Raw genomic sequence first — 17,645 nt, 5'->3', positions numbered from 1 at the left:
TCCCGGTCGTCGCGGTCAGCGATTGCTCAGGGCGGTATTGTCGACGACCGCTACAGCGTGGTCCAGGCCGGATCCAGCTGGCCGATCAGCGTGACCTCGGGCACCGCGCCGTCGGCCATGGCGATGCTGACGAAGCTGCCGTCGGCCGCCCGCATGAGGATGTCCTCGGTCGCGTCGCCGTTCAGGTGGCCGATCTTGACGATCTCCCAGTCGGCCTCCATGCCGAAGTCGTAGCGGGCCTGCGTGTCGGCGCCGTTCATCTCCCACACCGAGGCGGTGTTGGTGACGTTGTTCCGCCACAGCACGTCGGCCTTGCCGTCGCCGTTGAAGTCCTCGACCGCGGCGACCTGCCAGTCCGCCGAGATGCCGCCGAAGGTCGGGCCGTAGGTCGGCGTGCCGCCGTCCATCTGCCAGACCGTGAACTGGCCGTCCTGGGCGTTGCGCAGCAGCAGGTCGTCCTTGCCGTCGCCGCCGACATCGGCCACGCCGGCAACCGTCCAGGCGCTGTCCAGGCCGTGGACGTCGCCCCGGGTCGAGCCGCCGAGGTCGTTGCCGGTCCACACCGCCAGGCTGCCGGTCCCGGTCTGGCGCCACAGGATGTCGCTGCCGCCGTCGCCGTCGAAATCGCCGAGCTTCTCGATCTGCCAGCTGTTGTCGATGCCCTGGACGACGCCGCGGGTGGCGTTGCCGGCGGCGTCGAAGCTCCACAGCGCGATCGCCCCGGTGTCGCCGTTGCGCAGCAGCAGGTCGGCCCCGCCGTCGGCGTTGAAGTCGGCGGTGTCCGCGACCGCCCAGCCGGCCTCGCCGAGGAACTGCACCGGCCCGCGGCCGGTCGCGTCGGTCCAGACCGCGATCGCGTCGAGCGTGCTGTTGGTCCACAGGATGCCGGCCTTGCCGTCGCCGTCGAAGTCGGCCAGCGCGCCGACCTGCCAGTCGGTGGTGATCCCCTGCACCGCCCCCATGGTGATGCCGGTCTCGCCGAACTCCCAGATCGCGATCGAGCCGGTGCTGGTGTTGCGCAGCAGCACGTCGTCGACACCGTCGCCGTCGAAGTCGGCCGCGCCGGCGGACTGCCAGTCGGAGGCCAGCCCGGTGACGTCGACGCTGGCCATCGGCACCCCGGCCTCGAACTTCATGGCCTGCACGACGCCGTCGGGGTGGACGAAGCCGATCACCGCACTGGTCGGCAGCGGCTGCACGGTCAGGTCGCGGGTCTCGACCACGGTCCCGTTGCCGTCGACGAACCAGGCGGTCTCGAAGCCGCTGTGGCTCAGCGCGTCGAGGTCGGTGCCCTGGGCCACCACCAGCACGTCGTTGCCGGAGCCGCCGGCAAGCGCGCCGTCCATGGTATCGGCGTAGACCGTGTCGTCGCCGTCGCCGCCGGAGAGCACGTCCGGGCCGTAGCCGCCGGACAGCAAGTCGTTGCCGGCGCCGCCGACCAGGGTGTCGGGGCCGTCGCCGCCCGACAGGGTGTCGTTGCCGGCGCCGCCGGACAGCAGGTCGTCGCCGCCGAGGCCGGACACCAGGTCGTCGCCGCCGAGCGCCGCGATGACGTCGCCGAGCGCCGTGCCGACCAGGGTGTCGGCGAACTCGGTCGGGGTGTTCGGCACCACCAGGGCGAGCTGGACCGTGACGCCGCCGAGGCCGTCGTCGACCAGGGTCGCCTCGTTGTAGCTGCCGTTCACCGTGAACACCGCATCGGCGTTGCCGTCGCCGTCGGCGTCGACCGAGACCGTGGTGACGCCGCCCGACTCGGACACCGAGATCCGCGCGACCGCGGCCGAGATCCCCTGGATCGCCAGCACGTCGCTCGGCCCGAGGTCGGCGATGGTGTCGCCGTTCAGGTCGGCGACGGTGCCGGTGATGGTGTCGATGCCGTTGCCGCCGAGCAGGGTGTCGGCACCGGCGCCGCCGACCAGCAGGTCGTTGCCGTCGCCGCCCGACAACAAGTCGTTTCCGGCACCGCCGGACAGGGTGTCGTTGCCGGCGAGGCCCGCGACCACGTCGTCGCCGGCCAGGGCCGCGATGCTGTCATCGCCGGCGCTGCCGGTGACGGTATCGGCGTACTCGGTCGGCCCGCCGTGCGGCCCCGGCAGCAGCTCGCCGCCCGGCTGGTCGCCGCTGACCAGTCGGATGTTGTCGATCAGCGCGCCGTAGCTGTCGGAGGTGCCGTCGGCGTCGGCCCCCAGGAACGAGATGGTGTGGGTTCCGACCCCGAGCTCGAGGGTGAACCAGTCGCTCTGCCAGGCATGGGCGGCGTCGGTCTGGGTGTAGACCGTTTCGCCATCGATCTGGATAGAGAACTGGCTGGTCGCCGCGGTCTGACCCTGGAACGCGCGGGCCGCGAAGTCGAAGGACAGGGCGTGGGTGCCGGCCGTGAAGACCGTGAAGGACTGGCTGACCTTGGCGTTGGTGTAGCCGCCCGCACCGCCCTTCTCGGCGTGGCTGTCGAGTTCCAGCACCTGGTTGCTCGACGACCAGCCCGCGGGAAGGGCCGGTGCGCCGCCCTGCACGCCGCGCTGGATCTCGATGGGCGCGATCCCCGGGGTGCCGGCGTCGAGGTCCTCGGCACTCCAGCCGGCGATCTGGGTGAAGGTGCCCCAGCTGCCGTGGTTGAAGCCGGACACGTCCTCGAAGTCGGCGTTGATCAGCAGGTTGTCGCCGGCCGCCGGCGCGGTGACGCCGTCGACCACCAGCACTTCGATGCCGGAGACGTCGAGGCCGTCCAGGTCGTCGATGTCGTCGAGATACAGGGTGTCCTGGCCCTCGCCGCCGGCGATGCGCGCGCTGCCGCCGTCGTCGTCGTCGTGGTCGTCGTCGTCGTCGTCGTCGTCGTGATCTTGCCGGCCGCCGTCGAAGTAGATGGCGTCGTCGCCGGCGCCGCCGGACAGGGTGTCGGTCCGGCCGCCATACAGGGTGTCGCTGCCGGCGCCGCCGGCCAGCGAGTCGTCGCCCGACCCGCCGCTCAGCAGGTCGTCGCCGTCGCCGCCCTCGAGGGTGTCGTCGCCGCGTCCGCCGAGCAGGCTGTCCGCCCCGTCGGCGCCGTCGAGCCGGTCGTCGCCGTTGTTGCCGGCCAGCAGGTCGTCGCCGCCCTCGCCGTGCAGCGTGTCGTCGCCGTTGTTGCCGGACAGCGTGTCGTCACCGCCGCCGCCATAGACCAGGTCGGCGCCGTTCAGGGCGTCGATGGCGTCGGCGCCGGCGGTCCCGGTGATGGTGTCGTCGTGGTTGGTCGGGCCGCCGAACTGCAGGTCGGTCAGCAGCTCGCGGGCCGGCTGGTCGCCCTGAACCAGCTCGATGTTGTCCAGCAGCGCCCCGTGGCGGTCCTCGGTCCCCTCGCCGACCAGCGAGATGGTGTGGGTGCCGACGCCGAGCTGCAGGGTCAGCCAGTCGCTGGTCCAGCCGACCTCGGGGCTGAGGTTCGAGTATACCGTTTCGCCATCGATCCGGATCGAGAACCCGCTGCTCGCGCTGGGGTCGGAGCCGTAGTCCCGGGCCGTGAAGTCGAACGACAGCGCGTAGGTGTCGGCGTCGAACACCGTGAAGGTCTGGCTGACCACCGCGTTGTTGTTGCCGACCGGTTGGCCGCCCACCTCGGGCCCGGAGTCGAGCTCGATGACGTTGTTGGTCGACGACCAGCCGTCCGGCGATTCCGGCGCGCCGTTGATCCGGCCGTGCTGGATCTCGATCGGCGGGGTGCCGGCGACCGCGGGATCGGGATCCTCGGCGGTCCAGCCCTCGATCGACTGGAACATCGTCCACACGCTGTTGGTATTCAGCGGGCCGGTGCTCTCGAAGCCGCCGTTGATCAGCAGGTTGGTGCCGGCCGCCGGCGCCGTGACGCCGTCGATCACCAGGTGCTCGATGCCGTCGAAGTCGACCCCGTCGAGGTCCTCCGGCGAGCCCAGGTACAGGGTGTCGTCGCCGTCGCCGCCGACCACCGTGTCGCCGGCACCGCCGTACAGCGCGTCGTTCCCGGCACCGCCGGACAGGATGTCGTTGCCGGCGCCGCCCGACAGCACGTCGTTGCCGCCGCCGCCGAGCAGGGTGTCGTCGCCGATGCCGCCGGACAGGGTGTCGTCGCCCGCCGTGCCGGTCCGCGCGACGCCGGCGCCGGCGTTGGTCAGGAAGATGTCGGCCGCCCGGCCGTCGCCGGCGACGATCTCGGCGCTGTCGTAGGTGCCGTCGACCGTCAGGGTGGCGTCGGCGATGCCGTCGCCGTTGTTGTCGATCGCGACCGTGCTCAGGCCGTTCGCCGTGGTCACCGTCACCTGGGCGCGGCTGCCCAGGGAGTCGACATGGATGGCGTCGCCGTCGCCGTAGTCGGCGATGTGGTCGCCGTCGAGGTGCGCCAGCCGGCCGGAGAACCGGTCGGCACCGTCGCCACCGGCCAGGGTGTCGGCCCCGGCGCCGCCCGACAGGGTGTCGTTGCCGGCACCGCCCGACAGCCGGTCGGCACCGGTGCGGCCCTGCAGCACGTCGTCGCCGGCGCCGCCGACCAGGGTGTCAGCGTCGGCCGCGCCCAACAGGGAGTCCGCGCCGTCGCCGCCGGACAGCGCGTCATTGCCGCCGCCGCCGATCAGGGTGTCGTTGCCGCTGCCGCCCGACAGGGTGTCGGCGTCGCGGCCGCCGCGCAGCAGGTCGTCGCCGGCGCCGCCCGACAGCGCGTCGTTGCCGGCGATGCCGACCAGGGTGTCGTTGCCGTCGCCGCCCACCAGCAGGTCGGCGCCGCTGCCGCCGCGCAGCGAGTCGTCGCCGTCGCCGCCCGACAGCACGTCGTCGCCGCCATGGCCGAGCAGGGTGTCGTTGCCGGAGCCGCCATACAGCGAGTCGCTGTCGCCGCCGCCGCGCAACAGGTCGTTGCCGGCACCGCCGCTCAGCGTGTCGTTGCCGCCGCCGCCATGCAGGGTGTCGTCGCCGGCCCCACCGAGCGCCAGGTCGCCGTCGCGGCCGCCGACGATCGAGTCGTCGCCATCGGCGCCGTCGAGCAGGTCGTTGCCGCCGCCGCCGACCAGGGTGTCGTTGCCGACCCCGCCCGACAGGATGTCGTCGTCGCGGCCGCCGCGCAGCAGGTCGTCGCCGCTGCCGCCGTACACCGTGTCGTTGCCGGCGATGCCGTGGACCGTGTCGTTGCCGTCGCCGCCGACGATCAGGTCGGCGCCGCTGCCGCCGCGGATCGAATCGTTGCCGAGCCCGCCCGACAGGGTGTCGTCGCCGCCGTAGCCGTACAGGCTGTCGTCGCCGTCGCCGCCGTGCAGGGTGTCGGCGTCCTGGCCGCCCTTCAGCACGTCGTTGCCGAGGCCGCCCGAGAGCAGGTCGGCGCCGCCATTGCCGGCCAGGGTGTCGTCGCCGACCCCGCCCGACAGGGTATCGGCGTCGGCGCCGCCGGCCAGCGAATCGTCGCCCTCGGCGCCGCGCAGCACGTCGTTGCCGCCGCCGCCGACCAGGGTGTCGTTGCCGAGGCCACCGGACAGGGTGTCGGTGTCGCGGCCGCCGCGCAGGACGTCGTCACCGGCGCCGCCGTACAGCGCGTCGCCGCCGGCAATGCCGATCAGGGTATCGTTGCCGTCGCCGCCGACGATCAGGTCGGCGCCGCTGCCGCCGCGCACCGAGTCGTCGCCGGCGCCGCCCGACAGGATGTCGTTGCCGCCGCCGCCGATCAGGGTGTCGCCGCCGGTGCCGCCCAGCAGGGTGTCGTCGTCCGCGCCGCCCTGCAGCACGTCGGCGCCGTCGCCACCCGACAGCACGTCGTTGCCGCCGCCGCCGCGCAGGGTGTCGTTGCCGGCGCCGCCGGAAAGCGTGTCAGCATCGTTATGACCACGCAACGAGTCGTCCCCGGCGCCGCCGTACAGCAGGTCGGTGCCGCCGCCGCCGACCAGGGTGTCGTTGCCGTCGCCGCCGGACAGGGTGTCGGCATCGGCGCCGCCGTTCAGGACGTCGTTGCCCTCGGCCCCGAGCAGCAGGTCGGCACCGGTCGCGCCGACCAGGGTGTCGTCGCCGCTCTGGCCGTACAGGGTGTCGTCCTGGCCGCCGCCCCGCACCGAGTCGTTGCCGGCACCGCCGGACAGCACGTCGACGCCGCCGCCGCCCTGCAGGGTGTCGTCGCCGGCCCCGCCGTACAACGCGTCGTCGGCGGCCGAGCCGACCAGTTTGTCGCTGCCGGCACCGCCCGACAGGGTGTCGGAGTCGCCGCCGCCGACCAGGGTGTCGTCGCCATCGCCGCCGACCAGCGAATCGGCGCCGCGGTCGCCGCGCAGCGAGTCGTCGCCGGCGCCGCCCGACAGCAGGTCGCCATCGTTCCCGCCCCGCAACGTATCGTTCCCGACACCACCGGACAGCTGGTCGACCCCGCTGTGGCCGAGCAGGGAGTCGTCGCCCTCGCCGCCGATCAGCGTGTCGGCACCGTCCTGGCCGAACAGGGTGTCGTTGCCGGTCATGCCGTCGACCAGGTCGTCGCCCGCCTTGGCCGAGACCAGGTCGTCGCCGCCGAGCGCCGAGATGGTGTCGGCGTCGCCGGTGCCGACCAGGGTGTCGTCGAACTCGGTGGCGCCGAACGGATGGGCGAACGGGTTGACGAAGCCGTCGGCCTCGAGGGCGGCCAGATCCGCCGGGTCGGCACTGGCGGTCGCGGTCACGCTGCGCGCGCCGTCCGGCCCGGTCCAGCTCACCTCCAGAGTGCCGGTGTCGGCCTCGGTCCAGACATAGGTGCCGCCCGGCACCGCGGTGACCGGGCCTTCCTGGCTGTCGGTCGCGTTCAGAAGGTCGACGGTGGCGTCGACGTCGCCGTCGGTCGGGTTGACGATCTTCCAGATCTGCTCGAGGTCGCCGTCGCCGTCCAGGTCGGCGGTGCCCATGGCCAGCAGCTGCAGCGGCGGCGACGTGTCGAGGGTCAGCGTGACCGAGCCGTCGCCGGCGTCGGTCAGGTCGCCGGCGGCGTAGGTGCCGGCCACCGTGAAGGTCGCCTCGGCGTTGCCGTCGCCGTCGGCGTCGATCGCCACCGTCGAGGTGCCGCCGGCCGCCGTCACCGACACCGTCGCGGTGTTGGCGTCGAGGCCGCCGATCTTGATCGTTTCGCCCTGTTGATAATCGGCGATGCTGTCGCCGTCGAGGTCGCCCACCGAAGCCGCGTGGAACTCGTCGGCACCGTCGCCGCCGGACAGGGTATCGGCCCCGGCACCACCACTGAGGACGTCGTTGCCGACGCCGCCGTACAGCTGGTCGGCATCGGCGCCGCCGGCGAGCGTGTCGCTGCCGTTGCCGCCCGACAGCAGGTCCGCCCCGGTGCCGCCGGCCAGCGCGTCGTCGTCTTCGCCGCCGAACAGGACGTCGGCGCCGTCGCCGCCCGAGAGATCGTCGGCGCCCAGGCCGCCGGACAGGGTGTCGTCGCCGGCACCGCCCTGCAGGCTGTCGGCATCCTCGCCGCCCAACAGCGCGTCGTCGCCGGCGCCGCCGTCGATCGAGTCGGCGCCGAGCGCCCCGGACAGCAGGTCGTTGCCGGCCCCGCCGGACAGCGTGTCGGTGCCGGCCCCGCCGCGCAGGGTATCCGCGTCGGCGCCGCCGGCGAGCGCGTCGTTGCCGTCGCCGCCCGACAGCAGGTCCGCCCCGGTGCCGCCGATCAGCGCATCGTCGTCGGCGCCGCCGGCCAGGGTGTCGGCCCCGTCGCCGCCCGACAGGGTGTCGCTGCCGGCCATGCCGGAGACCACGTCGTCGCCGGCCAGCGCCGACACCAGGTCGTCGCCGGCGAGCGCCGAGATGGTGTCGTCGTTCGCAGTGCCGGTCAGGGTGTCGGCGAACTCGGTCGGGATCGCCTTCTCGCTCAGCACGATCTCGGTGGCGCCGCCGCTCGACACCAACTGGGCGCCCAGGAAGCTGCCGGTCACCGTGAACGTTGCGTCGGCGTTTCCATCCCCGTCGGCGTCGACCGTGACCGTGGTCACGCCGCCGGAGACCGCGGTGCCCACGACCGCGCTCTCGCCCAGCGGCGCGCCAATCCGGATCACGTCGCCGGCGGCGTAGTCGGCGATGCTGTCGCCGTCGAGATCCGAGACCGTCGCTGCCTCGAAGGTGTCGTTGCCGGCCCCGCCGACCAGGGTGTCCGCGCCGGCCCCGCCGGTCAGGGCATCGTCGCCGGCCCCGCCGGAGAGCCGGTCGGCATCGGCGCCGCCGGCGAGCGCGTCGTTGCCGTCGCCGCCCGACAGCTGGTCCGCCCCGGTGCCGCCGATCAGCGCATCGTCGTCGGCGCCGCCGGCTAAGGTGTCGGCCCCGTCGCCGCCCGACAGGGTGTCGCTGCCGGCCATGCCGGAGACCAAATCGTCGCCGGCCAGCGCCGACACCAGGTCGTCGCCGGCGAGCGCCGAGATGGTGTCGTCGTTCGCGGTGCCGGTCAGGGTGTCGGCGAACTCGGTCGGGATCGCCTTCTCGCTCAGCACGATCTCGGTGGCACCGCCGCTCGACACCAACTGGGCGCCCAGGAAGCTGCCGGTCACCGTGAACGTTGCGTCTGCGGAACCATCCCCGTCGGCGTCGACCGTGACGGTGGTCACGCCGCCGGAGACCGCGGTGCCCACGACCGCGCTCTCGCCCAGCGGCGCGCCGATCCGGATCACGTCGCCGGCGGCGTAGTCGGCGATGCTGTCGCCGTCCAGCTCGCCGAGATTGGCGGCGTGGAAGGTGTCGGCGCCGTCGCCGCCGGCCAGGGTGTCCGCGCCGGCCCCGCCGCGCAGCAGGTCGTTGCCGGCGCCGCCGGACAGCAGGTCGTTGCCGCTGAGCCCGCTGATGGTGTCGTCGTCGGCGCCGCCGTACAGGCTGTCGGCGCCGTCGCCGCCCGACAGGGTGTCGGATCCGGCCCCGCCGGAAACCACGTCGTCGCCCTTGCCGCCCCAGGCCCAGTCGTTGCCGTCGCCACCGACCACCAGGTCGGCGCCGCTGCCGCCGATCACCGTGTCGTCGCCGGTGCCGCCCGACAGGGTGTCGCTGCCGTCGCCGCCGGACAGGCCGTCATTGCCGGCGCCGCCCAGCACCGCGTCATCGCCGGCACCGCCGTACAGCCTGTCGGCGTCGGCCCCGCCCGACAGCGCGTCGTTGCCCTCACCGCCCGACAGGGTGTCGGCCCCGGCACCGCCGGACAGGGTGTCGTTGCCGGCCATGCCGGAGACCACGTCGTCGCCGGCCAGCGCCGACACCAGGTCGTCGCCGCCGAGTGCCGCGATCGTGTCGGCGTCCGGCGTGCCGAGCAGCGTATCGGCGAACTCGGTCGGGATCGCGGCCTCGCTGAGCACGATCTCGGTGGCGCCGCCCGCGGTCGAGAGCTGGGCGCCCAGGAAGCTGCCCGCGACGGTGAACGTCGCGTCGGCGTTACCGTCCCCGTCGGCGTCGACCGTGACCGTGGTCAAGCCGCCCGCGACCGAGGTCGCGACCGTGGCGCTCTCGCCCAGCGGCGCGCCGATCCGGATCACGTCGCCGTCGGTGTAGTCGGCCAGGCTGTCGCCGTTCAGCTCGTCCAGCGTCGCCGCCTGGAAGGTGTCGCTGCCGGCGCCGCCGGCCAGGGTGTCCGCCCCGGCGCCGCCCGACAGCAGGTCCGACCCGTCGCCGCCGCTCAGCACGTCGGCGCCGGTGCCGCCCAGCAGCACGTCGTTGTCGGCCCCGCCAGCGAGCGTGTCCGCCCCGTCGCCGCCCGACAGCGTGTCGTCGCCCGCCATGCCGGAGACCAGGTCGTCGCCCGCCAGCCCCGACACCAGGTCGTTGCCGCCAAGCGCCGAGATCGTGTCGGCGTCCGGCGTGCCCACCACCGTGTCGTCGAACTCGGTCGGCCCCGGCGGCACGTCGCTCAGCACCAGCTGCGCCACCCCGCCGTCGTCGGTCAGCTCGGCGCCGCCGACATAGGTCCCGGCGACCTGGAACGACACCTCCGCCGTCCCGTCGCCATCCACGTCCAGCGCCACCACCGTGTTGCCGTCGACCTCGGTCAACGTCACCGTCGCCACGTTGGCGTCGACCCCCTCGATCCGGATCGCCTCGCCGGCCGTGTAGTCGGCGTAAACGTCGCCGTCGATCTGGTGGTACTCGGTCACCTGGTAGGTGTCGGTCCCGGCACCGCCGTACAGCGTGTCCGCAGCCCCGCCGCCGTACACCACGTCGTCGCCGTCGCCGGCGCTGACCACGTCGCCGCCCTCGCCGCCCGACAGCACGTCGTTGCCGGCGCCGCCGCTCAGCGTGTCCTCGCCGAACCCGCCATACAGCGAGTCCGCGTCCGCCCCGCCGTCCAGGACGTCGTTGCCCTCGCCGCCGGTCAGCGCGTCCGACCCGCCCTCGCCCGCCAGCGTGTCGTTGCCGGCCCAGCCGCCGAGCGTGTCGTCGCCGGCGCCGCCCGCCAGAACGTCGTCGCCGGTCACCCCGCCCAGAACGTCGTTGCCGTCGCCGCCCGACAGGGTGTCGTCGCCGTCGCCGCCGTCCAGCGTGTCCGCCCCGGCGCCGCCGACCAGCAGGTCGTTGCCCTCGGCGCCCAGCGCCAGGTCGTTGCCCTCGCCGCCCGACAGCGCGTCGTCGTCAAGGCTGCCGTACAGCGTGTCGTCGCCGGCCGAGCCGCTCAGCGTGTCGTTGCCCGCACTGCCCGACAGCGCGTCGTTGCCCAGGCCGCCCGTCACAACGTCGTCGCCGAAACCGGCGAACACCACGTCGTCGCCCGCCAGCGCGTCGATCGTGTCGTTCCCCGACGTCCCCGTCAGCGTGTCCGCGAACTCAGTCGGGCCGACCGGGGCGGTGCCCAGGGTCAGGTCGGTGACGCCGCCGGCGGTCGACAGCGCCGCCGCGGTGAAGCTGCCGGCGACCGTGAAGGTCGCGTCGGGATTGCCGTCGCCGTCGGAATCGATGGTGACCGTGGTCACGCCGCCGGCGACCGAGGTCGACACCGTCGCGCCCTCGCCCAGCGGGGTCTCGATCCGGATGACGTCGCCGTCGCCGTAGTCCTCGATGGTGTCGCCGTCGAGATCGGCGACCGAGCCGGCCGCGAAGGTGTCGTTGCCGGCGCCGCCGTGCAGGGTGTCGGTCCCGGCGCCGCCGACCAGGCGGTCGTCGCTGCCGCCGCCGGACAGCACGTCGTCGCCGGCCATCCCGCTGAGGGAATCGGCGCCCGGGCCGCCGTACAGGGTGTCGTTGCCGTTGCCGCCCGACAGGTCGTCGGCGCCGGCACCGCCCGACAGCACGTCGTTGCCGTCACCGCCGGACAGCGCGTCGTTGCCGTCACCGCCGGACAGGCTGTCGCTGCCGGTGCCGCCGACCAGGGTATCGTTCCCGCTTCCGCCGTACAGCGCGTCGTCCCCGTCGCCGCCGACCAGGGTGTCGTCGCCGCCCTCGCCGGACAGGCTGTCGTTGCCGGCGCCGCCCGACAGCAGGTCGTTGCCGTCGCCGCCGCCGATGACGTCGTCGCCGCCCTGGCCGCCGATGGTGTCGTCGCCGGCGGTACCGGTCAGCGTATCGGCGTTGTCGGTCGGAATCGCGGTCTCGCTGAGCACGATCTCGGTCTCGCCGCCCGGCGTGGCGACCAACTCGGCACCGAGGAAGCTGCCGGCGACCGTGAACGTTGCGTTTGCGGAACCATCCCCGTCGGAGTCGAGCGTGACGGTCGTCACGCCACCCGCGACCGACGTCGAGATGGTCGCGTTGGCGCCCAGCGACCCGCCGATCCGGATGACGTCGCCGTCCGCGTAGTCGGCGAAGTCGTCGCCGTCCAGGTCCCCGACGTTCAGCGCCATGAAGGTGTCGCTACCGGCACCGCCGGCCAGGGTGTCCGCCCCGGCCCCGCCGGTCAGCAGGTCGTTGCCGGCGCCGCCGCTCAGAACGTCGTTGCCCTGGCCGCCCGACAGAACGTCGATGCCGGCACCGCCCTGCAGCGTGTCGTCGCCGGCACCGCCGACCAGCACGTCCGACCCGTCGCCGCCGCTCAGCACGTCGGCGCCGGTGCCGCCCAGCAGCACGTCGTTGTCGGCCCCGCCAGCGAGCGTGTCCGCCCCGTCGCCGCCCGACAGCGTGTCGTCGCCCGCCATGCCGGAGACCAGGTCGTCGCCCGCCAGCCCCGACACCAGGTCGTTGCCGCCAAGCGCCGAGATCGTGTCGGCGTCCGGCGTGCCCACCACCGTGTCGTCGAACTCGGTCGGCCCCGGCGGCACGTCGCTCAGCACCAGCTGCGCCACCCCGCCGTCGTCGGTCAGCTCGGCGCCGCCGACATAGGTCCCGGCGACCTGGAACGACACCTCCGCCGTCCCGTCGCCATCCACGTCCAGCGCCACCACCGTGTTGCCGTCGACCTCGGTCAACGTCACCGTCGCCACGTTGGCGTCGACCCCCTCGATCCGGATCGCCTCGCCGGCCGTGTAGTCGGCGTAAACGTCGCCGTCGATCTGGTGGTACTCGGTCACCTGGTAGGTGTCGGTCCCGGCACCGCCGTACAGCGTGTCCGCAGCCCCGCCGCCGTACACCACGTCGTCGCCGTCGCCGGCGCTGACCACGTCGCCGCCCTCGCCGCCCGACAGCACGTCGTTGCCGGCGCCGCCGCTCAGCGTGTCCTCGCCGAACCCGCCATACAGCGAGTCCGCGTCCGCCCCGCCGTCCAGGACGTCGTTGCCCTCGCCGCCGGTCAGCGCGTCCGACCCGCCCTCGCCCGCCAACGTGTCGTTGCCGGCCCAGCCGCCGAGCGTGTCGTCGCCGGCGCCGCCCGCCAGAACGTCGTCGCCGGTCACCCCGCCGAGCACGTCGTTGCCGTCGCCGCCCGACAGGGTGTCGTTGCCGTCGCCGCCGTCCAGCGTGTCGCCACCGGCACCGCCGACCAGCAGGTCGTCGCCCTCGGCGCCCAGCGCCAGGTCGTTGCCCTCGCCGCCCGACAGCGCGTCGTCGTCAAGGCTGCCGTACAGCGTGTCGTCGCCGGCCGAGCCGCTCAGCGTGTCGTTGCCCGCACTGCCCGACAGCGCGTCGTTGCCCAGGCCGCCCGTCACAACGTCGTCGCCGAAACCGGCGAACACCACGTCGTCGCCCGCCAGCGCGTCGATCGTGTCGTTCCCCGACGTCCCCGTCAGCGTGTCCGCAAACTCAGTCGGGCCGGTGGTGCTGCCGACCGGGCCGATGATCTCGACCACTCCCGGCGCCGCCGGATCGGCGCTCGACGTGGCGCTGGCAGTCTCCACGGTGGACCCGCCGTCCATCGACCAGCTGATCTCGAGGGTGCCGCTGTCGGCCTCGGTCCAGTGGTAGGTGTCGCCCTGCGCGACCAGCAGGGTGGTCTCCTGCGGGTCGCTGGCGCCGACCAGGTCGACCGCCACTTCGACGGACTCGCCGTTCGGGTTGGTGATCTTCCAGATCTGCTCGAGGTTGCCGTCGTTGTTCAGGTCGGCGGTGCCCATCGCCTCGACCGACAGCGCCAGCGTCGATTCGAAGGTGAAATGGGCGGCGCCGTCGGCCGCCTGCTCGATCGAGGCGCCGGAGAACAGGCCGGTCAGGTCGAAGCTGGCGTCGCCGGTCCCGTCGCCGTCGGTGTCGACGGTGACCGTGGTGGTGCCGTCGGCGCGGGTCAGGGTGATCGAGGCGGCCTGCGCGTCGACGCCACCGACCTCGACGACGTCGCCGGCGGCGTAGTCCTCGATGGTGTCGCCGTCGATATCCGCCACCGAGCCGGCCGCGAAGGTGTCGTTGCCGAGGCCCCCGGCCAGGGTGTCGGCGCCGGCACCGCCGATGATCACGTCGTCGCCGTCGCTGCCGACCACGGAATCCTGGCCGTCGCCGCCGTCGAGCGAGTCGTTGCCGCCGCCGCCGATCAGGGTGTCGTTGCCGCTGCCGCCCGACAGGGTGTCGGCATCGCCCTCGCCGTACAGGGCGTCGTCGTCGGTACCGCCGTCGAGCGAGTCCTCGCCGGCACCGCCGTACAGCGTGTCGAAGCCGGCCCCGCCGCTCAGCGAGTCGAGGCCGTCGCCGCCAGACAGCAGGTCGTTGCCGTCGCCGCCGGACAGGGTGTCGTTGCCGATTCCGCCGGCCAGGCTGTCGTCCTCGGTGCCGCCCGACGCCTGATCGTCGCCGGCGCCGCCCGAGACCGTGTCGCTGCCGCTGCCGCCGACCAGGGTGTCGCCGTCGTCGCCGCCGGAGATCTGGTCGTTGCCGGCGCCGCCCGACAGCGCGTCGGTCCCGGCGCCGCCGATCAGGGTGTCGTCGTCGTTGCCGCCCTGGGCCTGGTCGTTGCCGTCGCCGCCGACCAGCGTGTCGCTGCCGCTCCCGCCGGACAGGGTGTCGTCGTCGGTGCCGCCGTCCAGGCTGTCGTTGCCGCCCGAGCCCTGCAGGGTGTCGAACCCGGCGCCGCCGGACAGGGTGTCGTCGCCCTCGCCGCCGTCCAGGCTGTCGTTGCCGCTGCCGCCCTGCAGCGTGTCGGTGCCGGCGCCGCCCGACAGCGTGTCGTCGTCGGTGCCGCCGTCCAGGCTGTCGTTGCCGCCAGCGCCCTGCAGGGTGTCGAACCCGGCGCCGCCGGACAGGGTGTCGTCGCCCTCGCCGCCGTCCAGGCTGTCGTTGCCGCTGCCGCCCTGCAGCGTGTCGGTGCCGGCGCCGCCCGACAGCGTGTCGTCGCCGGTGCCGCCGTCCAGGCTGTCGTTGCCGCCGGCGCCCTGCAGGGTGTCGAACCCGGCCCCGCCGGACAGGGTGTCGTCGCCCTCGCCGCCGTCCAGGCTGTCGTTGCCGTCGCCACCGGACAGCGAGTCGTTGCCGCCACCGCCGGACAGGGTGTCGGTCCCGGCGCCGCCCGACAGGGTGTCGTTGCCAGTGCCGCCGCCGAGGCTGTCGTTGCCGGCACCGCCGCCCAGCGTGTCGGAGCCCTCGCCGCCGCTGCCGGTATCGTCGCCGTCGCCGCCGGCGATGCTGTCGTTGCCGCCGGCGCCGGACAGCACGTCATTGCCGGCACCGCCGGACAGCACGTCGTTGCCCTCGCCGCCCGACAGGGTGTCGTCACCGGCACCGCCGGTCAGGGTCTGGTTCTCGACCGAGCCGAAGCGCAGGTCGGTATAGGTCACGCCGCCGGCGGTCGTGGTGACCACGTCGGCGTCGTTGAACGAGCCCGCGACCGTGAACGTCAGGTCGGTCGAGCCGTCACCGTTCAGGTCGATCTCGACGGTGGTGCTGGTGCCGTCCTGGGACGGCGTGAGGGTGACCGCCGACGGGTCGATCCCGGCGCCCTGCAGACGGATCCCGTCGCCGGTGCCGAAGTCGGCGAACACGTCGCCCGAGGCCTCGGGCGCGGCACCGTTCTCGACCTTGATCACGAACAGGTCGCTGCCGGCGCCACCGTAGATGGTATCGGCCCCGGCACCGCCGTCGAGCACGTCGTTGCCGTCGCCGCCCTGCAGCACGTCGGCCCCGTCGCCGCCGGCCAGGGTGTCGTCGCCGGCGCCGCCGTTCAGGGTGTCGGTGCCGGCACCGCCCAGGATGTAGTCGCGGTAACCGCCGCCGGTCAGGCTGTCGTTGCCGGCGCCGCCGTCGACCCGCAGGCCGGCCGTCGACCAGCTCAGCGAGTCGTCGCCGGCCGTCACCGACCGCGCGACCCCGTACAGGGAGTTGGCATCGACGGTGACGCCGCCGAACTGGATGTTCTCGATCTTGCGGAGCGTGTCGGTCCACTGGTCGAGGCGGACCCGGTCGGCCACCGCCTCGAACGGCAGCTGCTCGCCGTTCGGCAGCACGATCTCCAGGGAGTTGCCGTCGAACCAGAAGGTGGCGTCGTCGAGCGTCAGGCCGCCGTCGAACTGCAGGGTGTCGTTGCCGCCGTCGCTCAGTACCGGACTGAACAGCTTGCCGAGCGGGCTGAGGTACTGGTTCCAGTACTCGTCGCGGATGAAGTCGGTGCCGTCGCCGAGCGAGTACCGGTACAGGTCGTTGCCGCCGCCGCCCAGCATGGTGTCGGCGCCGGCGCCACCGACCAGGGTGTCGTTGCCCGGCGGCTCGTTGATCGCCAGGCCCTTCTGGCCGCCGCTGCCGAGCAGCAGGTCGTCGCCGGCACCGCCGGACAGCAAGTCGGCCCCGGCGCCGCCGTCGAGGGTGTCGTTGCCGGACCCGCCCTGCACGATGTCGTTCGCGGACCCGGCATGCACGTAGTCGTCGCCGGCGCCGCCGTAGACCTGGTCGTTGCCGTCGCTGCTGAGGATGGTGTCGTTGCCGGTCCCGCCGGACACCGTGTCGGCATGCACGCCGGTGTTGACGCTGTCGTCGCCGGCGCCGGCGTCGAAGCCGACCCCGGTCTCGCCGAAGCTGAGGGTGTCGTTGGCCGAGGTCCCGCTCAGGCCGGCCATCATGTCGGCGACGTTGAGCTTCGAGCCGTCGGAGAACTCGATGCTCTCGAGGCGGCGGTCGAGGCTGCGCCAGTTCCGGACGGTGATGCTGTCGGACAGGCCGTCCAGCTCGTTGACGCCGTCGCGCAGACCGATGACCAGGTCGTCGCCGACCAGATTGACCCAGAGGTCGGCCGCCGTGATGCCCGGGCCGAGCTGCAGGGTGTCGACGCCGCCGTTCTCCAGGACCACCGGATCGAGGCCCCCGAGGGGGTTCTGATACTGGTTGTAGTACTCGTCGATGATCGTGTCCTGGCCCTCGCCGCGGGCGAACACGTAGTTGTCGTTGCCGCCGCCGCCGCGCAGCAGGTCGTTGCCGAGCCCGCCCGACAGGGTGTCGTCGCCAGGCTGCTCGTTGATCGTCCCGTACATGCCGCCGGCGCCGCGCAACTCGTCGTCGCCGTTGCCGCCCAGCAGGAGGTCGCCACCCGCCCCGCCGTCGAGCGTGTCGTTGCCGTCGCCGCCGAAGACCGTGTCCGCGCCGGTCGATGCATGCACGAAGTCGTCGCCGGTACCGGCGTAGACCAGGTCGTCGCCGTCCCCGGACCGCAGCGAGTCGTCGCCGTCGCCGCCCGAGATCGTGTCGGCGAAGGCGCCGGTGGTCAGGGTATCGTTACCGCCGTCCAGGAGGATCCCGACCGGCGACGCGGTCCAGGTGATCGAGTCGGCACCGGCGGACCCCTCGAGCCGGGTCATGACCTCGTTGAAGGTCAGCGTGGTGCCGTCGTCCAACGCAATGGATTCGAACCGGTTGAACGGGTTGTCCACGGACTCCCAGCGGACGATGTCGTTCAGGTCGAACAGATCGGTCGCGCCGTCGCGCAGCCCGACCACGAGGCTGTTGCCCTCGAGCGAGAACCAGGTGTCGCTGACCGTGATTCCCGGACCGAAGAGCAGGGTATCGACGCCGCCGTCGGTCGGAACGGGGTCGTTCGCCCCGCCGAGTCCGCTCTGCGGGTGGATGGTGTAGTAGTCGCGGATGATGTCGTGGCCGTCGCCGATCCCGAAGACGTAGACGTCGTTGCCGCCGCCGCCGCGCAGGGTGTCGTCGCCAGCCTCGCCGATGAGGGTATCGTTGCCCTTCGGCTCGTTGTACGAGAACAGGTTGCCGGCGCTGCCGTCGATCAGATCGTTGCCGGCACCGCCATACAGGACATCGGCGCCCGCGCCGCCGTCCAGCGTGTCGTTCCCCGACCCCCCATAGAGGGTCTCGTCGGCAGTTGTGCCGCTGATGGTGGCCATTTTGGTCCCCACTCTTCCCGACTTAAGTATATCCCACAGCTGGCGGCTCGGAAACAA

Annotated in this window: 1 protein-coding gene; it reads right to left on the bottom strand. The window is 73.2% G+C overall.

Annotation, left to right across the window (positions count from 1 at the left end):
• Positions 1-50 precede the first annotated feature (50 nt).
• On the bottom strand, positions 51-17,588 hold the full coding sequence (locus IE246_RS01710) for a calcium-binding protein (RefSeq protein WP_189987179.1): 17,538 nt from the start codon (positions 17,586-17,588) through the stop codon (positions 51-53).
• Positions 17,589-17,645 lie beyond the last annotated feature (57 nt).

The sequence above is a fragment of the Thalassobaculum fulvum genome (assembly GCF_014652915.1).
Classification (GTDB): Bacteria; Pseudomonadota; Alphaproteobacteria; order Thalassobaculales; family Thalassobaculaceae; genus Thalassobaculum_A; species Thalassobaculum_A fulvum.
This window is presented reverse-complemented; position numbering and strand designations above follow the sequence as displayed.